Origin of the sequence: Nocardia aurantiaca (genome assembly GCF_009708175.1) — a bacterium.
Taxonomy (GTDB): domain Bacteria; phylum Actinomycetota; class Actinomycetes; order Mycobacteriales; family Mycobacteriaceae; genus Nocardia; species Nocardia aurantiaca.
In genome coordinates, this window is sequence record NZ_WMBB01000004.1 from 424,794 (window position 1) to 445,700 (window position 20,907).

Annotated in this window: 17 protein-coding genes; 5 read left to right on the top strand and 12 right to left on the bottom strand. The window is 69.1% G+C overall.

Going from position 1 to position 20,907, the window contains the following annotated elements; genetic code table 11:
• Positions 1-8 precede the first annotated feature (8 nt).
• The 5 genes from GLP40_RS10735 to rplU form a co-directional block, all read right to left on the bottom strand.
• Positions 9-512 (bottom strand): DUF4254 domain-containing protein, encoded by a 504-nt coding sequence (locus tag GLP40_RS10735; protein ID WP_230329427.1) that lies wholly within the window; start codon positions 510-512, stop codon positions 9-11.
• Between the two features lie 295 nt (positions 513-807).
• On the bottom strand, positions 808-1,887 hold the full coding sequence (gene proB / locus GLP40_RS10740) for a glutamate 5-kinase (RefSeq protein WP_407671572.1): 1,080 nt from the start codon (positions 1,885-1,887) through the stop codon (positions 808-810).
• Between the two features lie 182 nt (positions 1,888-2,069).
• Positions 2,070-3,527, bottom strand: coding sequence for a GTPase ObgE (gene obgE / locus GLP40_RS10745; protein ID WP_154787664.1), 1,458 nt, complete (start codon positions 3,525-3,527; stop codon positions 2,070-2,072).
• Positions 3,528-3,774: 247 nt separating this feature from the next.
• Entirely contained in the window at positions 3,775-4,041 is a 267-nt protein-coding gene (gene rpmA / locus GLP40_RS10750) for a 50S ribosomal protein L27 (protein WP_154787665.1), read from the bottom strand.
• A gap of 40 nt (positions 4,042-4,081) precedes the next feature.
• On the bottom strand, positions 4,082-4,393 hold the full coding sequence (rplU, locus tag GLP40_RS10755) for a 50S ribosomal protein L21 (protein ID WP_030512746.1): 312 nt from the start codon (positions 4,391-4,393) through the stop codon (positions 4,082-4,084).
• Between the two features lie 306 nt (positions 4,394-4,699).
• On the opposite strand from rplU, the gene GLP40_RS10760 reads away from it, so the two are divergent.
• Positions 4,700-5,107 (top strand): DUF3224 domain-containing protein, encoded by a 408-nt coding sequence (locus GLP40_RS10760; protein ID WP_154787666.1) that lies wholly within the window; start codon positions 4,700-4,702, stop codon positions 5,105-5,107.
• A gap of 401 nt (positions 5,108-5,508) precedes the next feature.
• On the opposite strand, the gene GLP40_RS10765 is transcribed toward GLP40_RS10760, so the two are convergent.
• The 5 genes from GLP40_RS10765 to GLP40_RS10785 all read right to left on the bottom strand — a co-directional run bounded on the left by GLP40_RS10765 (position 5,509) and on the right by GLP40_RS10785 (position 14,433).
• Positions 5,509-8,751, bottom strand: coding sequence for a translation initiation factor IF-2 N-terminal domain-containing protein (locus GLP40_RS10765; RefSeq protein ID WP_407671566.1), 3,243 nt, complete (start codon positions 8,749-8,751; stop codon positions 5,509-5,511).
• 560 nt (positions 8,752-9,311) lie between these two features.
• Positions 9,312-9,728, bottom strand: coding sequence for a nucleoside-diphosphate kinase (gene ndk / locus GLP40_RS10770; RefSeq protein WP_328289977.1), 417 nt, complete (start codon positions 9,726-9,728; stop codon positions 9,312-9,314).
• Positions 9,729-9,887: 159 nt separating this feature from the next.
• Positions 9,888-10,295 carry a DUF4233 domain-containing protein gene (locus GLP40_RS10775; protein WP_154787667.1) on the bottom strand — a complete coding sequence of 136 codons (408 nt, stop codon included), beginning with the start codon at positions 10,293-10,295 and terminating at the stop codon, positions 9,888-9,890.
• Positions 10,292-11,662 (bottom strand): bifunctional tetrahydrofolate synthase/dihydrofolate synthase, encoded by a 1,371-nt coding sequence (gene folC / locus GLP40_RS10780; RefSeq protein ID WP_154787821.1) that lies wholly within the window; start codon positions 11,660-11,662, stop codon positions 10,292-10,294. Before folC ends, GLP40_RS10775 begins: the two co-directional genes overlap by 4 nt.
• Positions 11,663-11,733: 71 nt before the next feature.
• On the bottom strand, positions 11,734-14,433 hold the full coding sequence (locus tag GLP40_RS10785; RefSeq protein WP_328289978.1) for a valine--tRNA ligase: 2,700 nt from the start codon (positions 14,431-14,433) through the stop codon (positions 11,734-11,736).
• A gap of 313 nt (positions 14,434-14,746) precedes the next feature.
• Between GLP40_RS10785 and GLP40_RS10790 the strand changes: the two genes are divergently transcribed.
• The gene (locus GLP40_RS10790; protein ID WP_154787668.1) at positions 14,747-15,391 is read left to right on the top strand and encodes a class I SAM-dependent methyltransferase; all 645 of its coding nucleotides are present in this window, start codon (positions 14,747-14,749) and stop codon (positions 15,389-15,391) included.
• A 207-nt stretch (positions 15,392-15,598) separates the two neighbouring features.
• Positions 15,599-15,967, top strand: coding sequence for a hypothetical protein (locus GLP40_RS10795; RefSeq protein WP_154787669.1), 369 nt, complete (start codon positions 15,599-15,601; stop codon positions 15,965-15,967).
• Positions 15,968-16,060: 93 nt separating this feature from the next.
• On the opposite strand, the gene GLP40_RS10800 is transcribed toward GLP40_RS10795, so the two are convergent.
• Both GLP40_RS10800 and GLP40_RS33715 read right to left on the bottom strand, forming a co-directional pair.
• The gene (locus GLP40_RS10800) at positions 16,061-16,987 is read right to left on the bottom strand and encodes a diacylglycerol/lipid kinase family protein (RefSeq protein ID WP_328289979.1); all 927 of its coding nucleotides are present in this window, start codon (positions 16,985-16,987) and stop codon (positions 16,061-16,063) included.
• The gene (locus GLP40_RS33715; protein WP_230329471.1) at positions 16,984-18,561 is read right to left on the bottom strand and encodes an FAD-binding oxidoreductase; all 1,578 of its coding nucleotides are present in this window, start codon (positions 18,559-18,561) and stop codon (positions 16,984-16,986) included. Before GLP40_RS33715 ends, GLP40_RS10800 begins: the two co-directional genes overlap by 4 nt.
• A gap of 128 nt (positions 18,562-18,689) precedes the next feature.
• Between GLP40_RS33715 and GLP40_RS10810 the strand changes: the two genes are divergently transcribed.
• Entirely contained in the window at positions 18,690-19,292 is a 603-nt protein-coding gene (locus GLP40_RS10810; RefSeq protein WP_230329428.1) for a TetR/AcrR family transcriptional regulator, read from the top strand.
• 64 nt (positions 19,293-19,356) lie between these two features.
• The gene (locus GLP40_RS10815) at positions 19,357-20,895 is read left to right on the top strand and encodes a glycerol-3-phosphate dehydrogenase/oxidase (RefSeq protein ID WP_154787673.1); all 1,539 of its coding nucleotides are present in this window, start codon (positions 19,357-19,359) and stop codon (positions 20,893-20,895) included.
• Positions 20,896-20,907 lie beyond the last annotated feature (12 nt).

Here is a 20,907-nt window from a genome sequence, read left to right on the forward strand (position 1 = left end):
CCGGCGGATCAGGCGGAGCGGCGGATTCTCGGGCCGACAACCCCTGCGGCCCGATCGGTCCAACCGTCCGCCATCTGAGCCAGCAGGAACCAGGCGGCGTGTACTTGTTCGTCCGATACGTTCTCGACCGTTCTGAGCAGGTGCACGGCGCGCACATGCGCTGCCGCCATGGCATCCACCACGGCCCCGAGGGACTCGGCCCGCGCTGCACCCCTCGGCAGCGCCCGGCTTGTCACCCACTCGTCGATGAACGCGACCAGCTGAGCCCGTAGCTCGTCGATCCCACCCGCGTCGCCGGGCTGTCCCCGCCGCTGCAGGTGCAGTTCGGCCAGTGCCCGGGCCCAGCGGGTGACCGGGTGATCCTCGGACTGATCACCGATGTGGCCGCAGAAGGCGGCCAGCAGTTCGTGCCAATCGGGCAGCAGTGGCTGTTCGGCGAACCTCTCCTCGAAACTCGTGTCACGGCCGCTCGCCCGCCACAACTGGGTGCTGTCAGGTTGCGGAACGTACATACCTTCCTCCACGGGCGGTACGGGCGCACCCGGAGCCGCGGGCGATCACCGGACCGCGAGCCCGGCGCGGCAAGGGCGGACCGCGCCGGATCCAGGCAACCGCTATCGGCGAAGGGCACATCTCGATGCGGCACCGGGTGCTCCTCCAGCATGAACCTCCGGCCCGTCCCGCCCACTGCCCTTCCCCCGCCCTCCCCCTGCCCCTCACTTGAGCGTCCAACCGACCGGTTTGGGTCGTTACTTCCCCTCTCCCCCAATGCAATTCGACCGTAACCGGTACTTCGCCATCGCATGGCTAGACCTTCACCAGGTCGTCGGCATGCACGACCGGCCGCTGCATGCTGTCGGGCAAGGCGGTGGTGGAACGGCCCTTCATGGTCTCGAGTTCGTCGCTGTCGTAGGCGACGACGCCACGGGCGACGAGGCGACCATCGGGGGCGATCAGGTCGATGACGTCACCGGCATAGAAGTGATCCGATACCGCGGTGATGCCCGCGGCCAACAGGGAGTGACGGCGCTCGGACACCGCCGCCACCGCACCGGCGTCCAGATGCACCGCGCCCCGCGCGTCGGCAGCATGCCGGACCCAGAACTTGCGGGCCGAGAGCCGGACCGGCCGGGCTGCGAAGGCCGTGCCGACGGTCGCACCCGAAAGGGCCGCCGCCGCATCCGAAGCCGCGGCAAGCAGCACCGGCACGCCCGCGTCGGCGGCCAAGCGGGCCGCGGAGAGCTTGGAGGCCATGCCACCGGTGCCCAACGCCCCGCCGGACCCGGCGATGACGCCATCAAGATCGGCGCTGCCTCGCACCTCCGGAATGAAGTTCGCGGCGCCCTTTCGGGGGTCACCGTCGTAGAGGCCGTCGACATCCGACAGCAGGATCAGGGCATCCGCGCCGACCAGATGAGCGACCAGCGCGGCCAGCCGGTCATTGTCACCGAAGCGGATCTCTTCCGTTGCGACGGTGTCGTTTTCGTTCACCACCGCGATGGCATGCAGCGAACGCAGACGATCCAGGGTGCGCTGGGCATTGCGATGCGGCTCGCGGCGGCCGAAGTCGCCCGCACTCAACAACACCTGCCCGACGACGCGATCGTAGCGGGCGAAGGAGGTGCCCCAGGCGTGCGCCAGGGCCAGTTGCCCAACGCTCGCGGCAGCCTGCTTGGTGGCGAGATCCCTTGGGCGCTTGGACAACCCGAGCGGAGCCATGCCCGCGCCGATGGCACCGGAGGAAACCACCACCAGATCCGATCCCGCCCGCATGCGGGCCTCCACCGCATCGGCCAGCTTGTCCAGCCGACCCGTGTCGAGACCGCCCTCCAGACTGGTCAGCGCGGACGAGCCGATCTTCACCACGACGCTGCGCGCCGACGCGATCGCCTGCCGCGCCGCGCTGAGCGCTCCAAGTCCAGCCCCGAGCTCGGTTACCCGCGCGCTACCTGAACTCACTTGCACCACACCTCAATTCGCCCGCGGCGTTGGAGCGCCGTCGCACCCGAATCCGTCGTCGCTCCGCAACGACCGTCCGCACCGTCGCGAATAGCCGTTGCGGCACTGCATTACTGGCCCTCGTCCTCGGTCACCAAGCCACGGCGCACCCGCGAGGCGTGTTTGCGCTCGGCGGCGCCGATACGGTCGGTCTGGTCCAGACGCGGGTCCACGCCACGGCGGGTCATCAGGGTCTCCACACCCGCCGAAATGGATGGCTCCCAATCGAAACAGTAGTCCGCGATGGTGACCGACGCGCCCGGCTCGGCGCCCAGCTTGACCAGTTCCTCCTCGACGCCCAGGCGGGCCAGGCGGTCGGCCAGATAACCCACGGCTTCGTCATTGTCGAACTGGGTCTGGCGCACCCAGCGCTCGGGCCGCTCGCCGATGACGATGAAGCCGCCCTCGACCTCGGGATCGCTGATGATGCGGAAACCGCTGTCGCCCTTGACGACCGGGCGGATGATCTGCCGCTTCGGCTCGGCCATCGGATGCGCCTCACGGTACTCGGCGACCAGCTCGGCGAGCGCGAAGGTCAACGGCCGCAGGCCCTCCCGGCTCACCGCCGAGATCTTGAACACCGGCCAGCCGCGCTTCTCGAACTCCGGCCGCACGAACTCGGCCAGCTCGTCGGCATCCGGGATATCGGCCTTGTTGAGGATGACCACGCGCGGGCGATCCGCCAGATCACCCAGACCGGCGTCACCGATCAGCGCGGGCTGGTACGCGGCCAGCTCGGCCTCCAACGCGTCCACATCCGACACCGGGTCGCGACCCGGCTCCAGGGTCGCGCAGTCGACCACGTGGGCCAGCACCGCGCAGCGCTCCAAATGGCGCAGGAAGTCCAGGCCCAGGCCACGGCCTTCGCTGGCGCCCGGGATCAGCCCGGGCACATCGGCCACGGTGAAGGTGGTGTCACCCGACTGCACCACACCGAGATTCGGCACCAGCGTGGTGAACGGGTAGTCCGCGATCTTCGGCTTGGCCGCCGACAGCACCGAGACCAGCGACGACTTGCCGGCCGACGGAAAGCCCACCAGGCCCACATCCGCCACCGACTTGAGCTCGAGCACCAGATCGTGCTCCTGGCCGTCCTCGCCGAGCAGCGCGAAACCGGGCGCCTTGCGCTGCTTCGACACCAGTGCGGCATTGCCCAGCCCGCCGCGCCCGCCCCGCGCGGCCACATACCGCGCGCCGACGCCGACCATATCGGCCAGCACCTCACCGTCGGTGCTCATGACCACGGTGCCGTCCGGCACCTTCAGCACCAGCTCCTCACCCTGCTTGCCGTTGCGGTTGCCGCCCTCACCGGGCTTGCCATTGCCGCCCTTGGCATGCGGATGGAAGTGAAAGTCCAGCAGAGTGTGCACGTTCGGGTCGACCTCGAGGATCACATCCCCGCCATTGCCACCGTTACCGCCGTCGGGACCACCCAACGGCATGAACTTCTCGCGGCGTACCGAGGCGCACCCGTGGCCGCCTTTGCCCGCACGAACGTGCAATACGACACGATCGATGAATTTGGACATGCTGTATCCTCTGCCTCCGCTTTGCTCCGGCGGGTTCACGGCCCTGAAGGTCTCGTTCTTCCCTCCTCCGCTCTCCCACTCCAAGCGCGGGGAGCGGAGCGCAGTCCGGAACAAGACGCGCCACGAACCACAGGGCGGACGATCACAGATCAGTGAGCTGCATCGTATTGTCTCAAAAACACAAAGCGGGTCAGGGTTCCTCACCCTGACCCGCTTCGAAGTGTGTGGAAAAGCTCCGGTCCGCCGGTCAGGCGTTCACCGGCTCCGGAACCACGATGTTGACGGTCTTGCGACCACGCTTGGTGCCGAACTGCACCGCGCCCGCCGCCAGGGCGAACAGCGTGTCGTCGCCGCCACGGCCGACGTTGACGCCGGGGTGGAAGTGCGTGCCGCGCTGGCGAACCAGAATCTCGCCGGCCTTGACGGACTGGCCGCCGAAGCGCTTCACACCGAGCCGCTGGGCATTCGAATCGCGACCGTTGCGCGAGCTGGATGCACCCTTCTTATGTGCCATTGCTAACTCCTCGTGCCGGGGTGACGAACCCCTGGTCGGATTACTTGATGCCGGTGACCTTCAGGACCGTCAGCTTCTGACGGTGGCCCTGACGCTTGTGGTAGCCGGTCTTGTTCTTGAACTTGTGGATGCGGATCTTCGGGCCCTTGGTCTGCTCAACGACCTCGGCGGACACGGAAACCTTCGCCAGCTTGTCAGCATCGGTGGTCAGCTCGGCGCCGTCAACGACCAGCACCGGCGACAGCGACACCGCAGTGCCAGGCTCACCCTCGATCTTCTCGACCTTCACCAGGTCACCGACCGCGACCTTGTACTGCTTTCCGCCGGTCTTGACGATCGCGTACGTTGCCATCGGTCGGCTGCCCTTCTTTCTTTACAAGTGCTCGGCACTCTGCTCACACGGCGGTCACTCGGAACACATCCGGAAACCGCCGCAGACTGGTCTGGTGGTATTCACCGCCGCCTCGGGCCAGTGGTTCCGCGAACCGAACCGGACCCAGTCACAGCACTAGTCACAACAGAGTGCCGTCGCAGGGGGCAGCGACTGACCAAGACTACAGGACACGGCCGACCCCCTCCAAACCGGGTTATCCGCCCCTCACCCGAGGTGTCGCGTTCTTACAAGATCTTCCGGCACGAGTCGGGCAGGATCGAGACCATGCGAGCCACCGGAACCTTCAGCGTCAAGTCCTTCATCCCCACCGAGGTGACCCCCGACCCCGCCATCGCCACCGGACTGCCGGTCGGGATCTCACAGATGGAGAAGCAGTTCGACGGCGAGATCTCCGGACGCTCGGCCACCCTGTTCACCGCGGCATACGACCAGGCCTCCGGCGTCGGCACCTACCTGGCCATGGAATCGTTCGAGGGTTCTCTGAACGGCCGGGCGGGTGCGTTCAACTTCGTGCACTCGGCCTCCACCACCGGCACCGACCGCACCGACGGCTTCTTCTCCATCGTCCCGGGCAGCGGCACCGGCGAGCTGGCGGGCATCACCGGTAAGGGCGATATCGCCATCGACGCGGACGGCACGCACCGCATCTGGTTCGACTACGAACTCGGCTGATACCGAATCGAGGACTTCCGGCCGGGACCCTGGCGACTTCCGGCACGAGAATCCGCACGTCACGGCGACATACGCTGGTCACAAAGCGGCCCGAACACAGCATCAGAGCACAGTGGCCGCCCAACCTGAGGACTTGCCATGGCCTGGTCGACAGCAGCCGTCATCATCGCCCTGATCATCGCCGTCATGGTGGTGGTCAGCACCTATGTGTCCGCCCGTTATCAGAAGAAGTAGAGAACAGCCCGCCCCTCTCCCCGTAAGCCGGTCCGCGCGCAGGCAACCGCCGCGTCGGCGGAACCGCCCGTCTTCTCGCTTTCCGCACTCGGAGCACATGCTGCCCCGCGAAAACGTATGGCCCCGCCGGGATTCCGGCGGGGCCACAGTCGTCTCACGCGAGCGGGCTAGTTCTCGCCCTCCGGCGCACCGGCGGGACGGCCCGCGGCCCGACGACGCGGGCGGGCCCGCGGCGGAACCACGGCCGGGGCCAGGTCATCGAGGTTGAAGCCCGGCTTGTCGGACTGATCCGTGCCGGAGAGCACGAACACCGCGCCCTTGCTGTCGGCGGCCGGGGCCGACGCCGTACGCGCCACCCGGCGACGGGACGGACGACGGCCGGACACGCGCTCAGCGGCGGTCACGGCGGCGACGGCCGCGTGCGCCTCGGCGATCGGCGATTCGATTGCGGCGGGCTCGGACTCGACACCCACGACCCCGGATGCCATGGCATCGGTCGCGGCCAGCATGTCGGCGGCGGCTGTGCCGTTCGTCGCGGGCTGGGCCGCAGCGCTTTCCGCCGCTTCCTCGACCTTCGTCGCCGCCTCGGCCGCGAGGGCGGCTTCAGCGGCAGCGTTCTCGGCCTCGCGCACGATGATGGACTCCGCGGCGGCGACATCGGCCGCGGTCGCGGATTCGCCTTGGGCCAGCAGCGCATTGGCAGCGTCGGCGGCCGCGACGGCGTCCTCGTACGCCGCGTGCGCGGACTCCTCGACCGCATGCGCGGCCATGGCCAGAGCCACCGGATGGGCGCGCTTGGTGGCGGCCTGCTCGGCCTTCTCCCTGACCTCGCCCTTGTCGGCTTTCTCCTCGACCGCAGGCTCGACGGCCGCGGCCTCGACGGCGGCCGCATGGCGGTCCTTGCGGCGGCGGCGTGAACCCTCACGGCGACCCACGCCGTCGCCGCTCTCGACCGGCGGCGACGACTCGACTGGGTAGTTGTGCACCAGGATGCCGCGGCCGTGGCAGGTCTCACAGGTGGTGGAGAACGCCTCGACCAGGCCCGTGCCCAGCTTCTTGCGGGTCATCTGGACCAGCCCCAGCGAGGTGACCTCGGAGACCTGGTGACGGGTGCGGTCGCGGCCCAGCGCCTCGGTGAGCCGGCGCAGCACCAGATCCCGGTTCGACTCGAGGACCATGTCGATGAAGTCGACGACGATCATGCCGCCGATATCGCGCAGCCGCATCTGGCGCACGATCTCCTCGGCCGCCTCCAGGTTGTTGCGGGTCACGGTCTCTTCGAGGTTCGACCCGCCCGACCCGGTGAACTTGCCGGTGTTGACGTCGATGACGGTCATGGCCTCGGTGCGGTCGATCACCAGGGTGCCGCCCGAGGGCAGCCACACCTTGCGGTCGAGCGCCTTGGCCAGCTGCTCGTCGATGCGCAGGCTGCCGAAGACATCCACGGTGGGGACGGTGGAGCGGGAAGAAGAGTCAACGCCGTAGCGCTCGACGCGGGACAGCATGTCCGGGGCGACCGTGCGGACGTAGTTCTCGACCGTGGTCCAAGCGCGCTCGCCCTCGATGACCAGCTTGGAGAAGTCCTCGTTGAACAGGTCGCGGACCACCTTGACCAGCAGGTCCGGCTCTTCGTACAGCGTCTTGGGCGCGCCCGAGCCGTTCTTTGACTGCTCCTCGATGGTGCGCCAGGTCGCCTGCAGCCGCTCGACATCGCGCGCCAGCTCGGTCTCGGACACGCCCTCCGAAGCGGTACGGATGATGACGCCGGCGTCCTGCGGCACGATGTCGCGCAGAATTTCCTTGAGCCGCTTGCGTTCGGTGTCGGGCAGCTTGCGGGAGATGCCGGTGGAGGTGCCGCCCGGCACGTACACCAGGAAGCGACCGGCCAGGCTGATCTGCGTGGTCAGGCGAGCTCCCTTGTGGCCCACCGGATCCTTCGACACCTGCACGAGCACCGTGTCACCGGGCTTGAGCGCCTGCTCGATCTTGCGCTCCTTGCCGCCCAGTCCGGCGGCCTCCCAGTTCACCTCGCCCGCGTACAGCACGCCATTGCGGCCACGGCCGATATCGACGAACGCGGCCTCCATCGACGGCAGCACGTTCTGGACCTTGCCCAGATACACATTGCCGACCATGGATGCGGAGCCCGTCGAGGTCACGAAGTGCTCGACCAGGATGTTGTCCTCGAGCACCGCGACCTGGGTGGTCGAGGTCGGGTGGTCCGGGAAGTGCTTCTCGCGCACCACCATCACCCGGTCCACCGCTTCACGGCGGGCCAGGAACTCCGACTCGGTCAGGATGGGCGGGCGGCGGCGGCCGGCCTCGCGACCGTCGCGTCGGCGCTGGCGCTTGGCCTCCAGGCGGGTCGAGCCGCTGATGCCCTGCACCTCGTCCACCTGTACGCGACGCTTGCTGCGGGGCTCGCGCTCATGCACGACGGTGTTCGGCGGATCGTCGTAGGCGGCCTCGGGCTCCAAGTCCTCCCCGCCCTTGCGGCGGCGCCGGCGACGGCGGCGACGGCTGCTCGAGCCCTCGGGCAGCGGCGCGCCCTCGTCCTCGTCTTCGCCGGACTCGGTGTCGGCGGATTCGGCCGACTCGTCGGCCTCGGCGTCGGGCTGTTCCTCGCCCTCGGCCTCGTCGATGTCGTTGTCGCCGTGGTGTTCTCCCCGGCCCCGGCCACGGCCTCGACGACCCCGGCGGCGACGACGCGAGGCGCCCTCGCGCTGCTCGCGGTCCTGGTCGCCGTCCCAGTCGGCCTCGTCCTCGGTGTCCTCGGACGCGGTCTCCTCGGTGACGGCCGTCGCCTCGACGACCTTCTCCTCGGCGACCGGCTCCTCGACGCGGGCCTTGCGCTCGGCGCGGCGCTTGCGGCGGGCCTCCTCGGCGGCCGTGGCGTCCGGCGGCAGGAACAGCGGCGCCGCCACCATGGCGGACGGCTGGTACTGGACCGGCTCCTCGGCCCTCGACTCGCTCTGGAACGGGCTGGCGAACAGGGTAATCTGCGGCACGCCGGCCGCCCCTTCGGCGGCTTCGGACGCCTCGGCGGCCTCGACCTCCTCGGCGGCGATCTCGTCGGCGGCTCGATCGTCACCGGCGGCGATGGCCGCGTCGACGGTCGTCTCGGCGATCGGCGCGAGGGCGGCGACCGGCTCGGCGGCCTCGACATCCCGCGGGCCGAAGGCGTCGCGCACGGTTTCGGCGACGGTGCGGTCCAGACTCGATTGGGGGCTTCGCGCCTGCGCGCCCATCTCGGTCAGGTGGGCCAGAATACGTTTGCTGGTGGTGCCCAGCAGCTTCGCCAGTGCGTGCACTCGGATCCGTTCCGGCAATTGTTCGGCAGCCGGGGTGATCTGAGCGCCCTCCCCTTTACCGTTCACCTGCGATGCTTCCAGCGGCTCTTGATCGGCCACGAATTCTCCTCGGAGCCCCCGGGCGCGTCCCTCCGAGGAGTGACGCGGCCGACGCGGGGGCGCTGTCTTGTTGGCCTCACGCCCGCGGGCGCGAGATCGTAAGTCTTCGCGCCGCGTGGCCCGTTATCACCGGTGTCTCGTCGTTCGGGCTAACTGGTCACGTGGCGCCTGGTTGGTTGGCTCAACTCCGTGTCACGAGCGTTCATCCAGCGTGCCTGCCCGGCGGCCGAGTCTTGGAAGCCGTCGGCGGCAGCGATGATCGTCCGTCGCTCCGCGGTGTCAATCGAAGGTGAACGCCACCGGCCACAAATGGTCGGCGTCGGTCACTTCCACAACCAGTATCCCACACCACGTCGGGGCGTCGTGCCCACGCGGCCCGGAGCAGGCCTCGCGAGTCTCACGCGGACCGCGCCGCGTCCGACCGATGTGCGGCCGAGAACCGCCCGCCCCGCGCCGGCCATGCGGGGCGGCGGGGCGGTCGGCAACCTCTGCCTCGGGGGATCCGGGTGTCAGACCCCAGATCTTCGTAGGGGTTGCGGCGGCGCGGCCACCGCGAGAGCTCAGAGCGTGAATTCGGGGAACCAGAGCGAGATTTCACGCTTGGCGGACTCAGGCGAGTCGGAGCCGTGCACGAGGTTGTACTGGGTCTCGAGGGCGTAGTCGCCGCGGATGCTGCCGGGCACGGCCTTCTCGACCGGGTCGGTGCCGCCCGCGATCTGACGGAAGGCGGCGATGCCGCGCGGACCCTCGAGTACGGCCGCGACGACCGGACCGGATGTGATGAATTCGATGAGCGAACCGAAGAACGGCTTCTCGGCGTGCTCGGCGTAGTGCTGGGCGGCCAGCTCCTCGGAGACGTTCACGAGCTTCAGCGCCGCGATCTTCAGACCCTTGCGCTCGATGCGGGTGATGATCTCCCCGACGAGGCCGCGGGCCACGCCGTCCGGCTTGATGAGTACCAACGTCTGCTCAGTCACGGCGCAACTGTACCGCCTCCCAGAAACTCCAGCGCACGGCCGAGAGCCGTCGCCGACTCCATTCACGTGCCAGCGGTCAGAACGCGAAACATTTCCGGACTTACCCGACGAGTTGTCCGGTCGCAACGAAATCAGGTGTCGCCCGGGGGCAACGAAGATTCACGCTCCTGACATACGCTGGCTGGGCAACAGCCCGGCCTCCATGCGCTTCTTCACATCGGCGCGCAGGAACAGGACGAACACCCAGACCGCGACGAAGACCACACCGATCACCAGGATCGACAGGTGGATGAAGCCGCCGAGCAGCAGCGCCACCTGCAGGGCCAGGTTGAAGGGGATGGCCCAGGGCCGGCGCTGCAGGCCCGCGCCCAGGAACATCACGACGGCCAGGCCGACGACGTAGAGGATGGACCACCAGCGCAGGCCGCCGCCGACCGCGCTGATCACCGGCAGCGCCAGCAGTACGGTGATGGCCTCGAGGACCAGGGTGCCGGCCATGACGCCGCGCAGGCCCTTCCACGGGTCGGTGGCGGGCGGCGGAATATCGGGCTGGGCGTCGGAGGTCATGCGGGATCCTTTCCGAACAGGCTGCGGGCGGCCCCGGCGGTGACGACCGACCCGGTGATGACTATGCCCGCACCGGAGACCAGTTCGCCGTCCTCCCCGCCCTCGGCGAGGGCGATGGCGGTCTCGATGGCGTCGGCCAGGTCGTGGGCGACGGCCACGCGTTCGTCGCCGAAGCGCTGGACGGCGAGGTTGGCCAGATCGTCGACGGGCAGGGCGCGCGGGGAGCCGTTCTCGGTGACGACGATCTCGTCGAAGACCGGTTCGAGGGCGTCGAGGATGCCGCCGGCGTCCTTGTCGCCGAGCACCGCGATCACACCCACCAGTTTGCGGAAGTCGAATTCACTGGTCAATGTGGCCGCCAGCGCCTTGGCACCGTGCGGGTTGTGGGCGGCGTCGATGAAGATGGTGGGCGCGCTGCGCATACGCTCCATCCGGCCGGGACTGACGGCATTGGCGAATCCGGCTCGCACAGCGTCCATATCGAGCTGTCGGGACGCGCCCGCGCCGAAGAACGCCTCGACCGCGGCCAGCGCGAGGACCGCGTTGCGGGCCTGGTGCTCGCCGTGCATGGGCAGGAAGATCTCGTCGTAGACGCCACCGAGCCCTTGCAGTTCCAGCATCTGCCCGCCGATGGCGACACGGCGCGAAACCACCTGGAACTCCGAGCCCTCGCGCGCCACGGCCGCGTCCACCTCGACGGCGCGGCGCAGCAGGACGTCCATGACCTCGGGTTCCTGCTGGGCGATGACGGCGACGGTCTCGCGCGGGGAAAGCTCGTCCTCGACGGCCTTCTTGATGATCCCGGCCTTCTCCCCCGCGATGGCGGCGAGGTCGGGGCCGAGGAATTCGGTGTGGTCCAGGCCGATCGGGGTGATGACGGCGACCTGGCCGTCGATCACATTGGTGGCGTCCCACCGGCCGCCCAGTCCGGTCTCCACCACGGCCACGTCGACCGGGGCTTCGGCGAAGGCCGCGTAGGCCATGCCGGTCAGCACCTCGAACTTCGACATGGCCGGTCCACCAGCCGATTGGGACTGCGCGTCGATCATCTCGACGAACGGCAGCAGCTCCCGGTACAGCTCGACATACCGCCCGGGCGTGATGGGCGCGTTGTCGATGGCGATGCGTTCGGTGGCCAACTGCAGGTGCGGGCTGGTGATGCGCCCGGTGCGCCGGTGCAGCGCGGTGAGCAGCGAGTCGATCATGCGGGTGACCGAGGTCTTGCCGTTGGTGCCCGCGATGTGGATGGCCGGATAGCTCTGCTGGGGCGAGCCCAGCAGGTCCATCAGCGTCGCGATGCGGGTGAGCGACGGTTCGATCTTGGTTTCCGGCCAGCGCCGATCGAGTTCGGCCTCGACCAGCGCCATCTCGGCCAGGTCCACCGGCGAGGTGCCGCTGGTCAGCGGCCCCTCCGCGTACTGACGCTCCGGCTCGTCGTTCACTGGGCCGCCAGCTTGGCGATCTCGGCGAGGCGGGCGGTGATGCGCTCGACGTCGTCCTCGGCGATCTCCTTGCGCGCCTTGATCTTCGCGACCACGTCCTCGGGGGCCTTGGCCAGGAAGCTCTCGTTGCCGAGCTTGGCGGTGGTGCCGGTCAGTTCCTTCTGCGCGGCGGCGAGGTCCTTCTCCAGACGGCGGCGTTCGGCGTCGAGGTCGACCGTGCCGGAGGTGTCGATCTCGACGGTCACCGTGGCGGTGCTCAGACGCACTTCGAGCGAGGCGGTGGCGGCGAAGTCGTCACCGGCCGGGGTGAGCTTGGCCAGGTTGGCGATTCCCGCCTCCTGCGCGCGCAGGTCCGCGATGTCGATGCCGTTGAGCCGGGCGGCGACCTTCTGGCTGTCGGCCAGGCCCTGGTCGGAGCGGAAGCGGCGGATCTCGGTGATCAGCTTCTGGGTGTCCGAAACCCGCCGGGCCGCAATGGCGTCGGCGGTGGTGCCCGAGTGCGCGGGCCAGGCCGAGATGACGATGGACTCGCCCTCGGCGCCCTCGGTGAGGGCCTGCCACAGCGTCTCGGTGACGAACGGGATGGCCGGATGCAGCAGGCGCAGCACGGCATCCAGGACATTGCCGAGCACCGTGCGGGTGCCGGCGGCGCGTTCCTCGGACTCGGCGAACTGCACCTTCGCCAATTCCAGGTACCAGCTGCAGAATTCGTCCCACGCGAAGTGGTACAGGCCCTCGAGGGCCTTGCTGAACTCGTAGCGGTCCAGGGCCGCGTCGACCTCGGCGATGACCTCGTCGAGGCGGTCCAGGATCCAGCGGTCGTTGTCGGTGAGGCTCTCGCGCGCGGGCAGCTCGCCCGGCTGCGCGCCATTCATGAGCGCGAACTTGGTGGCGTTGAACAGTTTGGTGATGAAGCTGCGCGAGGCCGTCACGTGCGGCGTGCCGACGGAGAGGTCGCCGCCCGGCTGCGCGCCGCGGGCGAGGGTGAATCGGGTGGCGTCGGCGCCGTATTCGTTGATCCAGTCCAGCGGGTCGATGCCGTTGCCGCGCGACTTGGACATCTTCTTGCCGAACTCGTCGCGAATCAGGCCGTGCAGGAACACGTCCCGGAACGGAACCTGCTTCTGGTTCGGATCCTTGCCCACGGTGAGCGCCGCGTCGTCGGAGACGAACATGCCGAACATCATCATTCGGGCGACCCAGAAGAACAGGATGTCGTAGCCGGTGACCAGCACGCTGGTCGGATAGAACTTGCGCAGCTCGGGAGTCGCGTCCGGCCAGCCCATGGTGGAGAAGGGCCACAGGCCCGACGAGAACCAGGTGTCGAGCACGTCGGGGTCCTGGACGTAGCCCTCGGGGGCCTCCTCGTCGGGTCCGACGCAGACGATCTCGCCCTCGGGGCCGTACCAGATCGGAATGCGGTGACCCCACCACAGCTGGCGCGAGATGTTCCAGTCGTGCATGTTGTCGACCCACTCGAACCAGCGCGGCTCCTGGCCTGCGGGGTGGATCGTGACGTCGCCGTTGCGGACCGCGTCGCCCGCGGCCTTGGCGATGCTTTCGACCTTCACCCACCACTGCATGGACAGCCGCGGTTCGATGGGCTCGCCGGAGCGCTCGGAGTGGCCGACCTGGTGGATGTAGGGGTATTTGCGTCCGACCACGCGGCCCTCGGCCTCGAGGCGCTCGCGGATCTTCACCCGCGCCTCGAAGCGGTCCATGCCGTCGAATTCGGTTCCGCTGTCGGCGATCTTGCCGGTTTTGTCCATGATGGTGGGCATGGGCAGGTTGTGGCGCAGGCCGAGCTCGAAGTCGTTGGGGTCGTGCGCGGGTGTGATCTTGACAGCGCCCGAACCGAATTCGGGGTCCACGTAGTCGTCGGCGACGATCGGGATCTGGCGACCGGTGATCGGGTGGTAGACGGTCTTGCCGATGAGGTCGGAGTACCGCTCGTCGTCGGGGTGCACCGCGACGGCGGTGTCGCCGAGCATGGTCTCCACGCGCGTGGTGGCCACGATCACGTGCGGCTCATCGTCGTTGAGTGAGCCGTAGCGCAGGGAGACGAGTTCGCCCTCGACTTCCTTGTGGTCGACCTCGAGGTCGGAGATGCCGGTCTGCAGCACCGGCGACCAGTTCACCAACCGCTCGGCGCGATAGATCAGGCCCGCGTCGTAGAGGCGCTTGAAGATGGTCTGCACGGCGCGGGACAGGCCGTCGTCCATGGTGAAGCGGTCGCGGCTCCAGTCGACGCCGTCGCCGAGGCGGCGCATCTGGCCCTGGATCTGGCCGCCGGATTCGCGCTTCCAGTCCCAAACCTTGTCGACGAACAGTTCGCGGCCGAAGTCTTCCTTGGTCTTGCCGTCGACGGCGAGCTGCTTCTCCACCACGGTCTGGGTGGCGATGCCGGCGTGGTCCATGCCGGGCAGCCACAGCACCTCGAAGCCCTGCATGCGCTTGCGGCGGGTGAGCAGGTCCATGAGGGTGTGGTCGAGAGCGTGGCCCATGTGCAGGTTGCCGGTGACGTTGGGCGGGGGCAGCACGATCGAGTAGGCGGGCTTGGCACTGCCCGCGTCGGCGGTGAAGTAACCGGCGGCTACCCAACGCTCGTACAGGTCGGCCTCGACATCGCTGGGGTTCCAGCTCTTGGGGAGGGCATCGGCACGATTACGCGGGTTCTCAGAGGCTGCGCTGGTCACCGGTCGATTCTAAGGGCTGGGATTATGACCCAACGACCGGGTTTTTCCCAGGCTCTGTTCGATGCCGGACGGGCGCCTGATGGACAGCCGAAGGGCGGGGCTTCCGACGGATGAGGGACACCGGAAGCCCCGCCCTCGATGGTCAGCCTACCGCCGTTTCGGGCCCCACTCCCGGATCCAAAGGTAATTCTCAGGTTCCGACCCAAATCGGCCAGGGTAGACCAGATTTCGTTGCATCAACGTTGCGTCCGCCGCATTGTTCTCGCGTCGTGGCGAGCGCCCTGCGAGCCCACCGACGGGTAGCCTTTCGCCCATGAATCCGATTGTCTCGCGCGTGATGTCGACGGTCGCCGGGCAGCTGGGAAATCCGCACGGCCTGCCGGGCAAGGCCGTGGCAGGATTGCTCAACCGCAGCAATCGCCCCATGATCAAGGCCGCCGTGACCGCGGCCGAAATCACCCCCGGCGACGCGGCCGCCGACATCGGATTCGGCGGCGGCATCGGCCTGACCCTGCTGCTGCATCGGATCGGCACCGGCACGGTGACCGGCGTCGAGCCCTCCCCCGACATGCTGATGCGGGCCCGATCGAAATTCGCGTCCGACGTCTCCGCCAACCGCCTCCGCCTGGCCGAGGGCTCCCTCACCGAACTCCCCCTCCCCGACGACTCCCAGGACGCCGTCATCACCTGCAACACCATCTATTTCGTGCCGGACCTGAAGCGCGCCTGCACCGAACTGTCCCGCGTCCTGAAACCCGAGGGCCGTGTGGTGATCGGCATCGGCGACCCCGACATCATGGCCAAAATGCCCTTCACCTCATACGGATTCACGCTGCGCCCGGTGGCGGAGGTCGAGGAAGCCTTGGAGCGGGCCGGGCTCACGGTCGACCGGCGGCCCCTGCCGCTGAAGCCGGTTCCTGTTCCCGGGCACTTGCTCATCGCACGCCCGTCCGAGTAGTCCTTCCGGACGCGTGTCGCGTCAACCCGGGGCGACGTGTCATACATCGTGATAGTTCAATAAAGTGACCTGGATCACTTTACCCTTGCCATGGCTACCTGCGGTGATGTGTTCTGGCTATCCGACTGGCGCCAGTCGCCACCCGTTCACCGCAGTATCGAGACAGCTTCGCAGGACATCTCTCCCGCCGTTGGAAAGCGAGTCATCATGCGTGTTCGAACCTTTGCCATTATCGCGGCCGCCTGCGCGGGGCTCGGCCTGGCCGGATCGGCCGTGACCGGAACCGCCTCCGCCGCAACCCCGTTCGTGATTCCACAGATCGGCGCGGCGGGGGTGGAGCTCACGCACGATGAGACGCAGGCCCTGGCCGACAGCCCGGTTCCGGTGCTGATCGAACGTTATGCGCCGCGTAATGCCGTGATCATCGGGCTCAAATCCGATTCGACACTCGCCCAGAACGGCAATTCCGTCTACGCGGATATGCCCGCGATCATCGGCGAGGCCGCGGGGCACCCCGACGGCTCGGTGGACATGGCGCTCACCCCGAAGGGTTTGGTCATTCTTCAGGTCTGGTGAGAATTCACAGCCCACCTGACAGTGCGTCCCATGCCGAAAGCCATGGGGCGCACTGCTTTTGCCGGATCGGACCGAACCGGGAGGTGACGCGGGTCAGGGGACGAGCACGTCCAGGGCGCCCGGAGCGGCGCGGAAGTGCGCGGGGAGGAGTCCGGCCGGATCGCCGTCGGCCGTGGCGGGGGCGGCGGGGGCGGACAGGCGGATCTCACGGGCGCGGTACTGGACGGCGGCCGGGTGGTCGATGCGCTTGCCCGAGGAGAGGGCGGGGAGCAGGCGGAGCATGTCCAGGCGAGACATGGCGCCGACGACGGTGAGGTCCAGCAAGCCGTCGTCGATGAGGGCGTCGGGGCATATGAGCATGCCGCCGCCGTAGGTGCGGGTATTGCCAACCGCCACCATGACGGCGTCGAGTTCGATGACCGTGTCGTCCGGGTGGTCGGGCGAGCCGGTCAGTTCGATGCGATAAGGCACGGCCAGCTTGCCCGCGAGTTCGAGCAGCGCGGCGACCGTGTAGCGCATCGGCCCGTTGGGCCAGCGCAACGCGTTGGCGCGCAGGGTGACTCGCGCGTCGAGGCCGGTGCCGGTGACGGTGGCGAACCAGACGGCGCGACCCGACTGCTCGGTTTCCACGGTGCCGAGATCGATGGCGCGGGTCTTGCCGCCCAGAACGGTGGTCACCGCGGCGTCGGTGTCATCGGGGACGCCGAGCTCGCGGGCGAGATCGTTGCCGGTGCCTCCGGGTACCAGGCCCAGCGGCACGCCGGTGCCTACCAGCGCTTGGAGCACGACGCCGACCAGTCCGTCGCCGCCCGCGGCCACCACGGCGTCGGGGCGGGAGTCGGGGTCGGCCAGCGCCTTGCGCACCAGCCGTTCGCTCTCAGCGGCCGAGTCGCCGCGGATCTCGGTGACCTGGACGCCGCGATCTGTGAAGCGGTTGGCGGCTTCCACGGCGACCAGCGCGCCCTTGCCGTGACCGGACAGCGGATTGGTCACCAGGGCGACGGAGCGAATGATTCTCACGGAATCAGCTTTCCAGGATTGAGGATTCCGGCGGGGTCGACCGCGCTCTTCACCGCGCGCAGCACCTGGACGCCGAGGTCGCCGATCTCGTCGGTCATCCAGGGGCGGTGGTCGGCGCCGACGGCGTGGTGGTGGGTGATGGTGCCGCCCGCGGCCACGATGGCGTCGCCCGCGGCCCGCTTGGCGACGGCCCACTGCGCGATCGGATCCTCGGCCTGCTTGCCGACGATGGTGAAGTACAGCGAGGCGCCGGTCGGGTAGGTGTGCGAGATGTGGCACATGACCAGCGCGGGGGTGCCCTGGGCGGTGAGCGACTCGGTCAGCGCGGCGGTCACCTTCGCCTTGAGATTGGCGAGATCGGCCCAGCTGGTGGCGGTTTCGAGGGTCTCGCAGAGCACGCCCACATCCAGCAGCGCGTCGCGCAGGTAGGGGGCGGCGAAGCGGCCGTGCTCCCATTCCCGGGCGGGGGTTTCGCCGAGCGCGGTCCCGCCGGCGGCGGCCAGCAGGGCGGCGGACTCGGCGCTGCGGGCGACCACATGGGCGGCGGTGCCCTCGAAGGTGGTGACGGCGAGGCAGCCGCCGACGGCCGCGCCGCCGATGTCCCCGGCGCGGGCCAGGTTCAGACCGGTCTCGGCCTCGTCGGACAGGCGCATGACCGTGGGGGCGGCCCCGGCCTGGATGACGGTGCGCAGGGCGGCCGCGCCGGTGGCGAAGTCGGGGAACGACCAAGCCTGGTAGGCGGTGGTCTCCGGGACCGGGTGCACGCGCAGGGTGACTTCGGTGATGATGCCGAGGGTGCCCTCCGACCCGGAGAACAGCTCGCGCAGATCGGGTCCGGCGGCCGAGGCGGGGGCGCGGCCGAGGTCGAGATCGCCTGCGGGAGTGGCGATCCGGAGGCGTTGGATCATATCGTCGAAGCGCCCGTAGCCGGCCGAGGCTTGGCCCGAGGAGCGGGTGGCCGCGAAGCCGCCGATGGTGGCGTACTCGAAGCTCTGCGGGAAGTGGCCGAGCGAAAGGCCTTGGCGGGCAAGCAGTTCCTCGGCCTGCGGGCCGGACAGGCCGGCGCCCAGGGTCGCGGTGCCGCTCACCGGATCGACCTCGGTGAGGGTGTCGAGGCGGCGCAGATCGAGGGCGATGACGGCAGGAAAGCTGCCGCGCGCGGGGTCGAGGCCGCCGACGACGCTGGTGCCGCCGCCGAAGGGTACGACCGCGATTCCCTTGGCGGAGCAGTACTTCAGTACCGCGAGGACCTGGTCGTGATCGGCGGGGAGGACGACGGCGTCGGGCGCGTCCTGTTCGCCCTCGGCGCGCCGACGGAGCAGGTCGGGAGTGGATTTGCCGCCCGCGTGCAGCAGCCGGTCGCGGTGGTCGATGGACAGGTTCTCGGCTCCGACCACCGCGACGAGCCCGGCGTGCTGTTCCGGCGTGAGCGCCGAGGCGCGCAGCGGCACGTCGCCCTCATCGCGACGGGTCACCGGCTCGCCGGACACCCCGAAAACCTGTGCGAGCAATCCCCGAATCTGCTCGGGCAGCGGCTTGTGTCCGGACGGGGAGCCCCAGGCGTCCCACACCATACTCGCGCGGACCTGCGGCTCGCCCGGCTTTTCCGTGGATGCGGAAGCTGCTTGTGTGTCGTCCATGCGTTACAGTCTGACATAGAATGTCAAGCAGTAACGGAAACTACTCTCCGGTGGTGGCAACCATGAGTTCAACGGAACCATCCTCCGCCGTCGATCGGGCCATCCTCGACGCGGCGCGCGCCTGCGTGGCGGAATTCGGCGTCCGTCGCACCACCCTGACCGAGGTGGCACGGCGCGCGGGCGTCAGCCGCCCCACCGTGTACCGGCGCTGGCCCGACACCGGGTCGCTGGTGGCGGATCTGCTGGTGCGGGAACTGCGCGAGATCATCGCCGACACCGCGCCCACCACGGGCAGCGCACGAGAGCGCCTGGTCGGGGCGATCGTCGGCGGCGGCTCGGTCATGCGCCGAAACCCCCTGTTCGCCAAGATCTTCCGCGCCGACGCCGACGTCATGCAGACCTATGTGTTCGAACGCCTGGGCCGCAATCAGCGCGCCCTCATCGATCTGTTCGCCGGTGCCATCCGGGAAGGTCAGGCCGACAACTCGATTCGCGACGGCGACCCCGACCGGCTGGCCGCCATGCTCCTGCTCATCGCCCAGTCCGCCGTCCAGTCGGCGACCGCCTTCGCCCCCGTCCTGAAGGGCGACGACCTGGATACCGAGCTCGCCCGCGCCCTGCACAGCTATCTCGCGCCGGTCGACGTCGGAACCAGCGGTAGCTGACCACCGCACCGGACCGGTCGACCCACTCCCTCCCATTTTCCACACGGCATCGAAAGGCACTGGTATGACCGGCAATTCGCATCGATCCAGTTCGTCGCTCAATCGCGAGCGACGTCGGCGGGAGCTCACCGCCCTGGGCGACGGCCCGCAGATCGACGTGCTGGTGATCGGCGGCGGCATCACCGGTGTCGGGGTGGCGCTCGACGCCGCCGCGCGCGGGCTGCGCACAGTCCTGGTGGAGAAGCACGACTTCGCGTTCGGGACCAGCCGCTGGAGTTCCAAGCTGGTGCACGGCGGGCTGCGGTATCTGGCCGGCGGCGGTGTCGGCATCGCGCACGAGAGCGCGGTGGAGCGCGACATCCTGCTGACCCGCACCGCCCCGCATCTGACCCGGGCGCTGCCGCAGGTGGTGCCGTTGCTGCCGAATATCGGTGCGGCGCAGAAGGTCCTGGTGCGCACCGGGTTCCTCGCCGGTGACGTGCTGCGGCGTGCGGCCGGGACATCGCCGTCTGTGCTGCCGCGCTCGCGGCGGGTGGCCGCGGCGGAGGCGTTGCGGCTTGCCCCGACCCTGCGCCGCGCTGAGCTGCGCGGTGGATTGCTGGCCTGGGATGGGCAATTGGTGGACGACGCGCGCCTGGTGGTGGCCATCGCTCGTACGGCCGCACGGGAGGGCGCGTCGGTGCTGACCCGGGTCGAGGCCGTACGGGTCACGGGCACCTCGGCCACGCTGAAGGATATCCTGACCGGCGAAACCCTGGACGTGACAGCGCGTTCGGTGGTCAATGCCACCGGCGTGTGGGCGGACCGGGTCGATCCGAGCATCGAGCTGCGGCCCTCGCGCGGTACCCACCTGGTGTTCGACGCCGCCGCGTTCGGCGGTCTCACCGCCTCGCTGACCGTGCCGATTCCGGGCAGCACCAGCCGTTTCATCTTCGCGTTCCCGGCCGCGCACAACCGGGTCTATCTGGGCCTCACCGACGAGGAGGCCCCGGGCCCGGTGCCGGATGTTCCGCACGCGACCGACGGCGAGATCGACTTCCTGCTCGACACCGTCAATACCGTGCTGCGGGAGCCCTTGAGTCGCAGCGATATTCGCGGCACCTTCGCGGGCCTGCGCCCGCTGCTGCGCACCGGCGACGACAGCACCGCCGACATCTCCCGCGAGCACGCCGTCCTCACCTCCCCCGCCGGGGTGATCACCGTGGTGGGAGGCAAGCTCACGACCTACCGGAAAATGGCCGAGGACGCGATGGATGCCGTGGTGGCGCACGCGCACCTCGCCGCCGCACCGTGCCGCACCCGCGTCTTGCCCCTGGTGGGCGCGGTCTCCGGCGCGGCCCGCGATGCCGTCCAAGCCCCGCCGCGTCTGGTCGAGCGCTATGGCGGCGAGGCCGCCACGGTTCTCGAACTGGCCGACCAGCATCCGGCCCTGGCGGCCGAGGTGATGCCCGGCATGGACGTCATCGCGGCCGAATTCGCCTTCGCCGTCGCCCACGAGGGCGCTCTCGACGAGGCCGACCTGCTCGACCGGCGCACCCGCATCGGTCTCGTCGCCGCGGACCGGCAGGCCGCCGAACCCGCCGCCAAGGCGGCCTTCGGCTGAGCGGCCGGTCGA

Bases quoted from the DNA above. Each gene is read 5' to 3' on its own strand.
- GLP40_RS10735 (WP_230329427.1), bottom strand. From the start codon at position 512: ATGTACGTTCCGCAACCTGACAGCACCCAGTTGTGGCGGGCGAGCGGC.
- obgE (WP_154787664.1), bottom strand. From the start codon at position 3,527: ATGTCCAAATTCATCGATCGTGTCGTATTGCACGTTCGTGCGGGCAAA.
- rpmA (WP_154787665.1), bottom strand. From the start codon at position 4,041: ATGGCACATAAGAAGGGTGCATCCAGCTCGCGCAACGGTCGCGATTCG.
- rplU (WP_030512746.1), bottom strand. From the start codon at position 4,393: ATGGCAACGTACGCGATCGTCAAGACCGGCGGAAAGCAGTACAAGGTC.
- GLP40_RS10760 (WP_154787666.1), top strand. From the start codon at position 4,700: ATGCGAGCCACCGGAACCTTCAGCGTCAAGTCCTTCATCCCCACCGAG.
- GLP40_RS10775 (WP_154787667.1), bottom strand. From the start codon at position 10,295: ATGACCTCCGACGCCCAGCCCGATATTCCGCCGCCCGCCACCGACCCG.
- folC (WP_154787821.1), bottom strand. From the start codon at position 11,662: ATGGCGCTGGTCGAGGCCGAACTCGATCGGCGCTGGCCGGAAACCAAG.
- GLP40_RS10790 (WP_154787668.1), top strand. From the start codon at position 14,747: ATGAATCCGATTGTCTCGCGCGTGATGTCGACGGTCGCCGGGCAGCTG.
- GLP40_RS10795 (WP_154787669.1), top strand. From the start codon at position 15,599: ATGCGTGTTCGAACCTTTGCCATTATCGCGGCCGCCTGCGCGGGGCTC.
- GLP40_RS33715 (WP_230329471.1), bottom strand. From the start codon at position 18,561: ATGGTGTGGGACGCCTGGGGCTCCCCGTCCGGACACAAGCCGCTGCCC.
- GLP40_RS10810 (WP_230329428.1), top strand. From the start codon at position 18,690: ATGAGTTCAACGGAACCATCCTCCGCCGTCGATCGGGCCATCCTCGAC.
- GLP40_RS10815 (WP_154787673.1), top strand. From the start codon at position 19,357: ATGACCGGCAATTCGCATCGATCCAGTTCGTCGCTCAATCGCGAGCGA.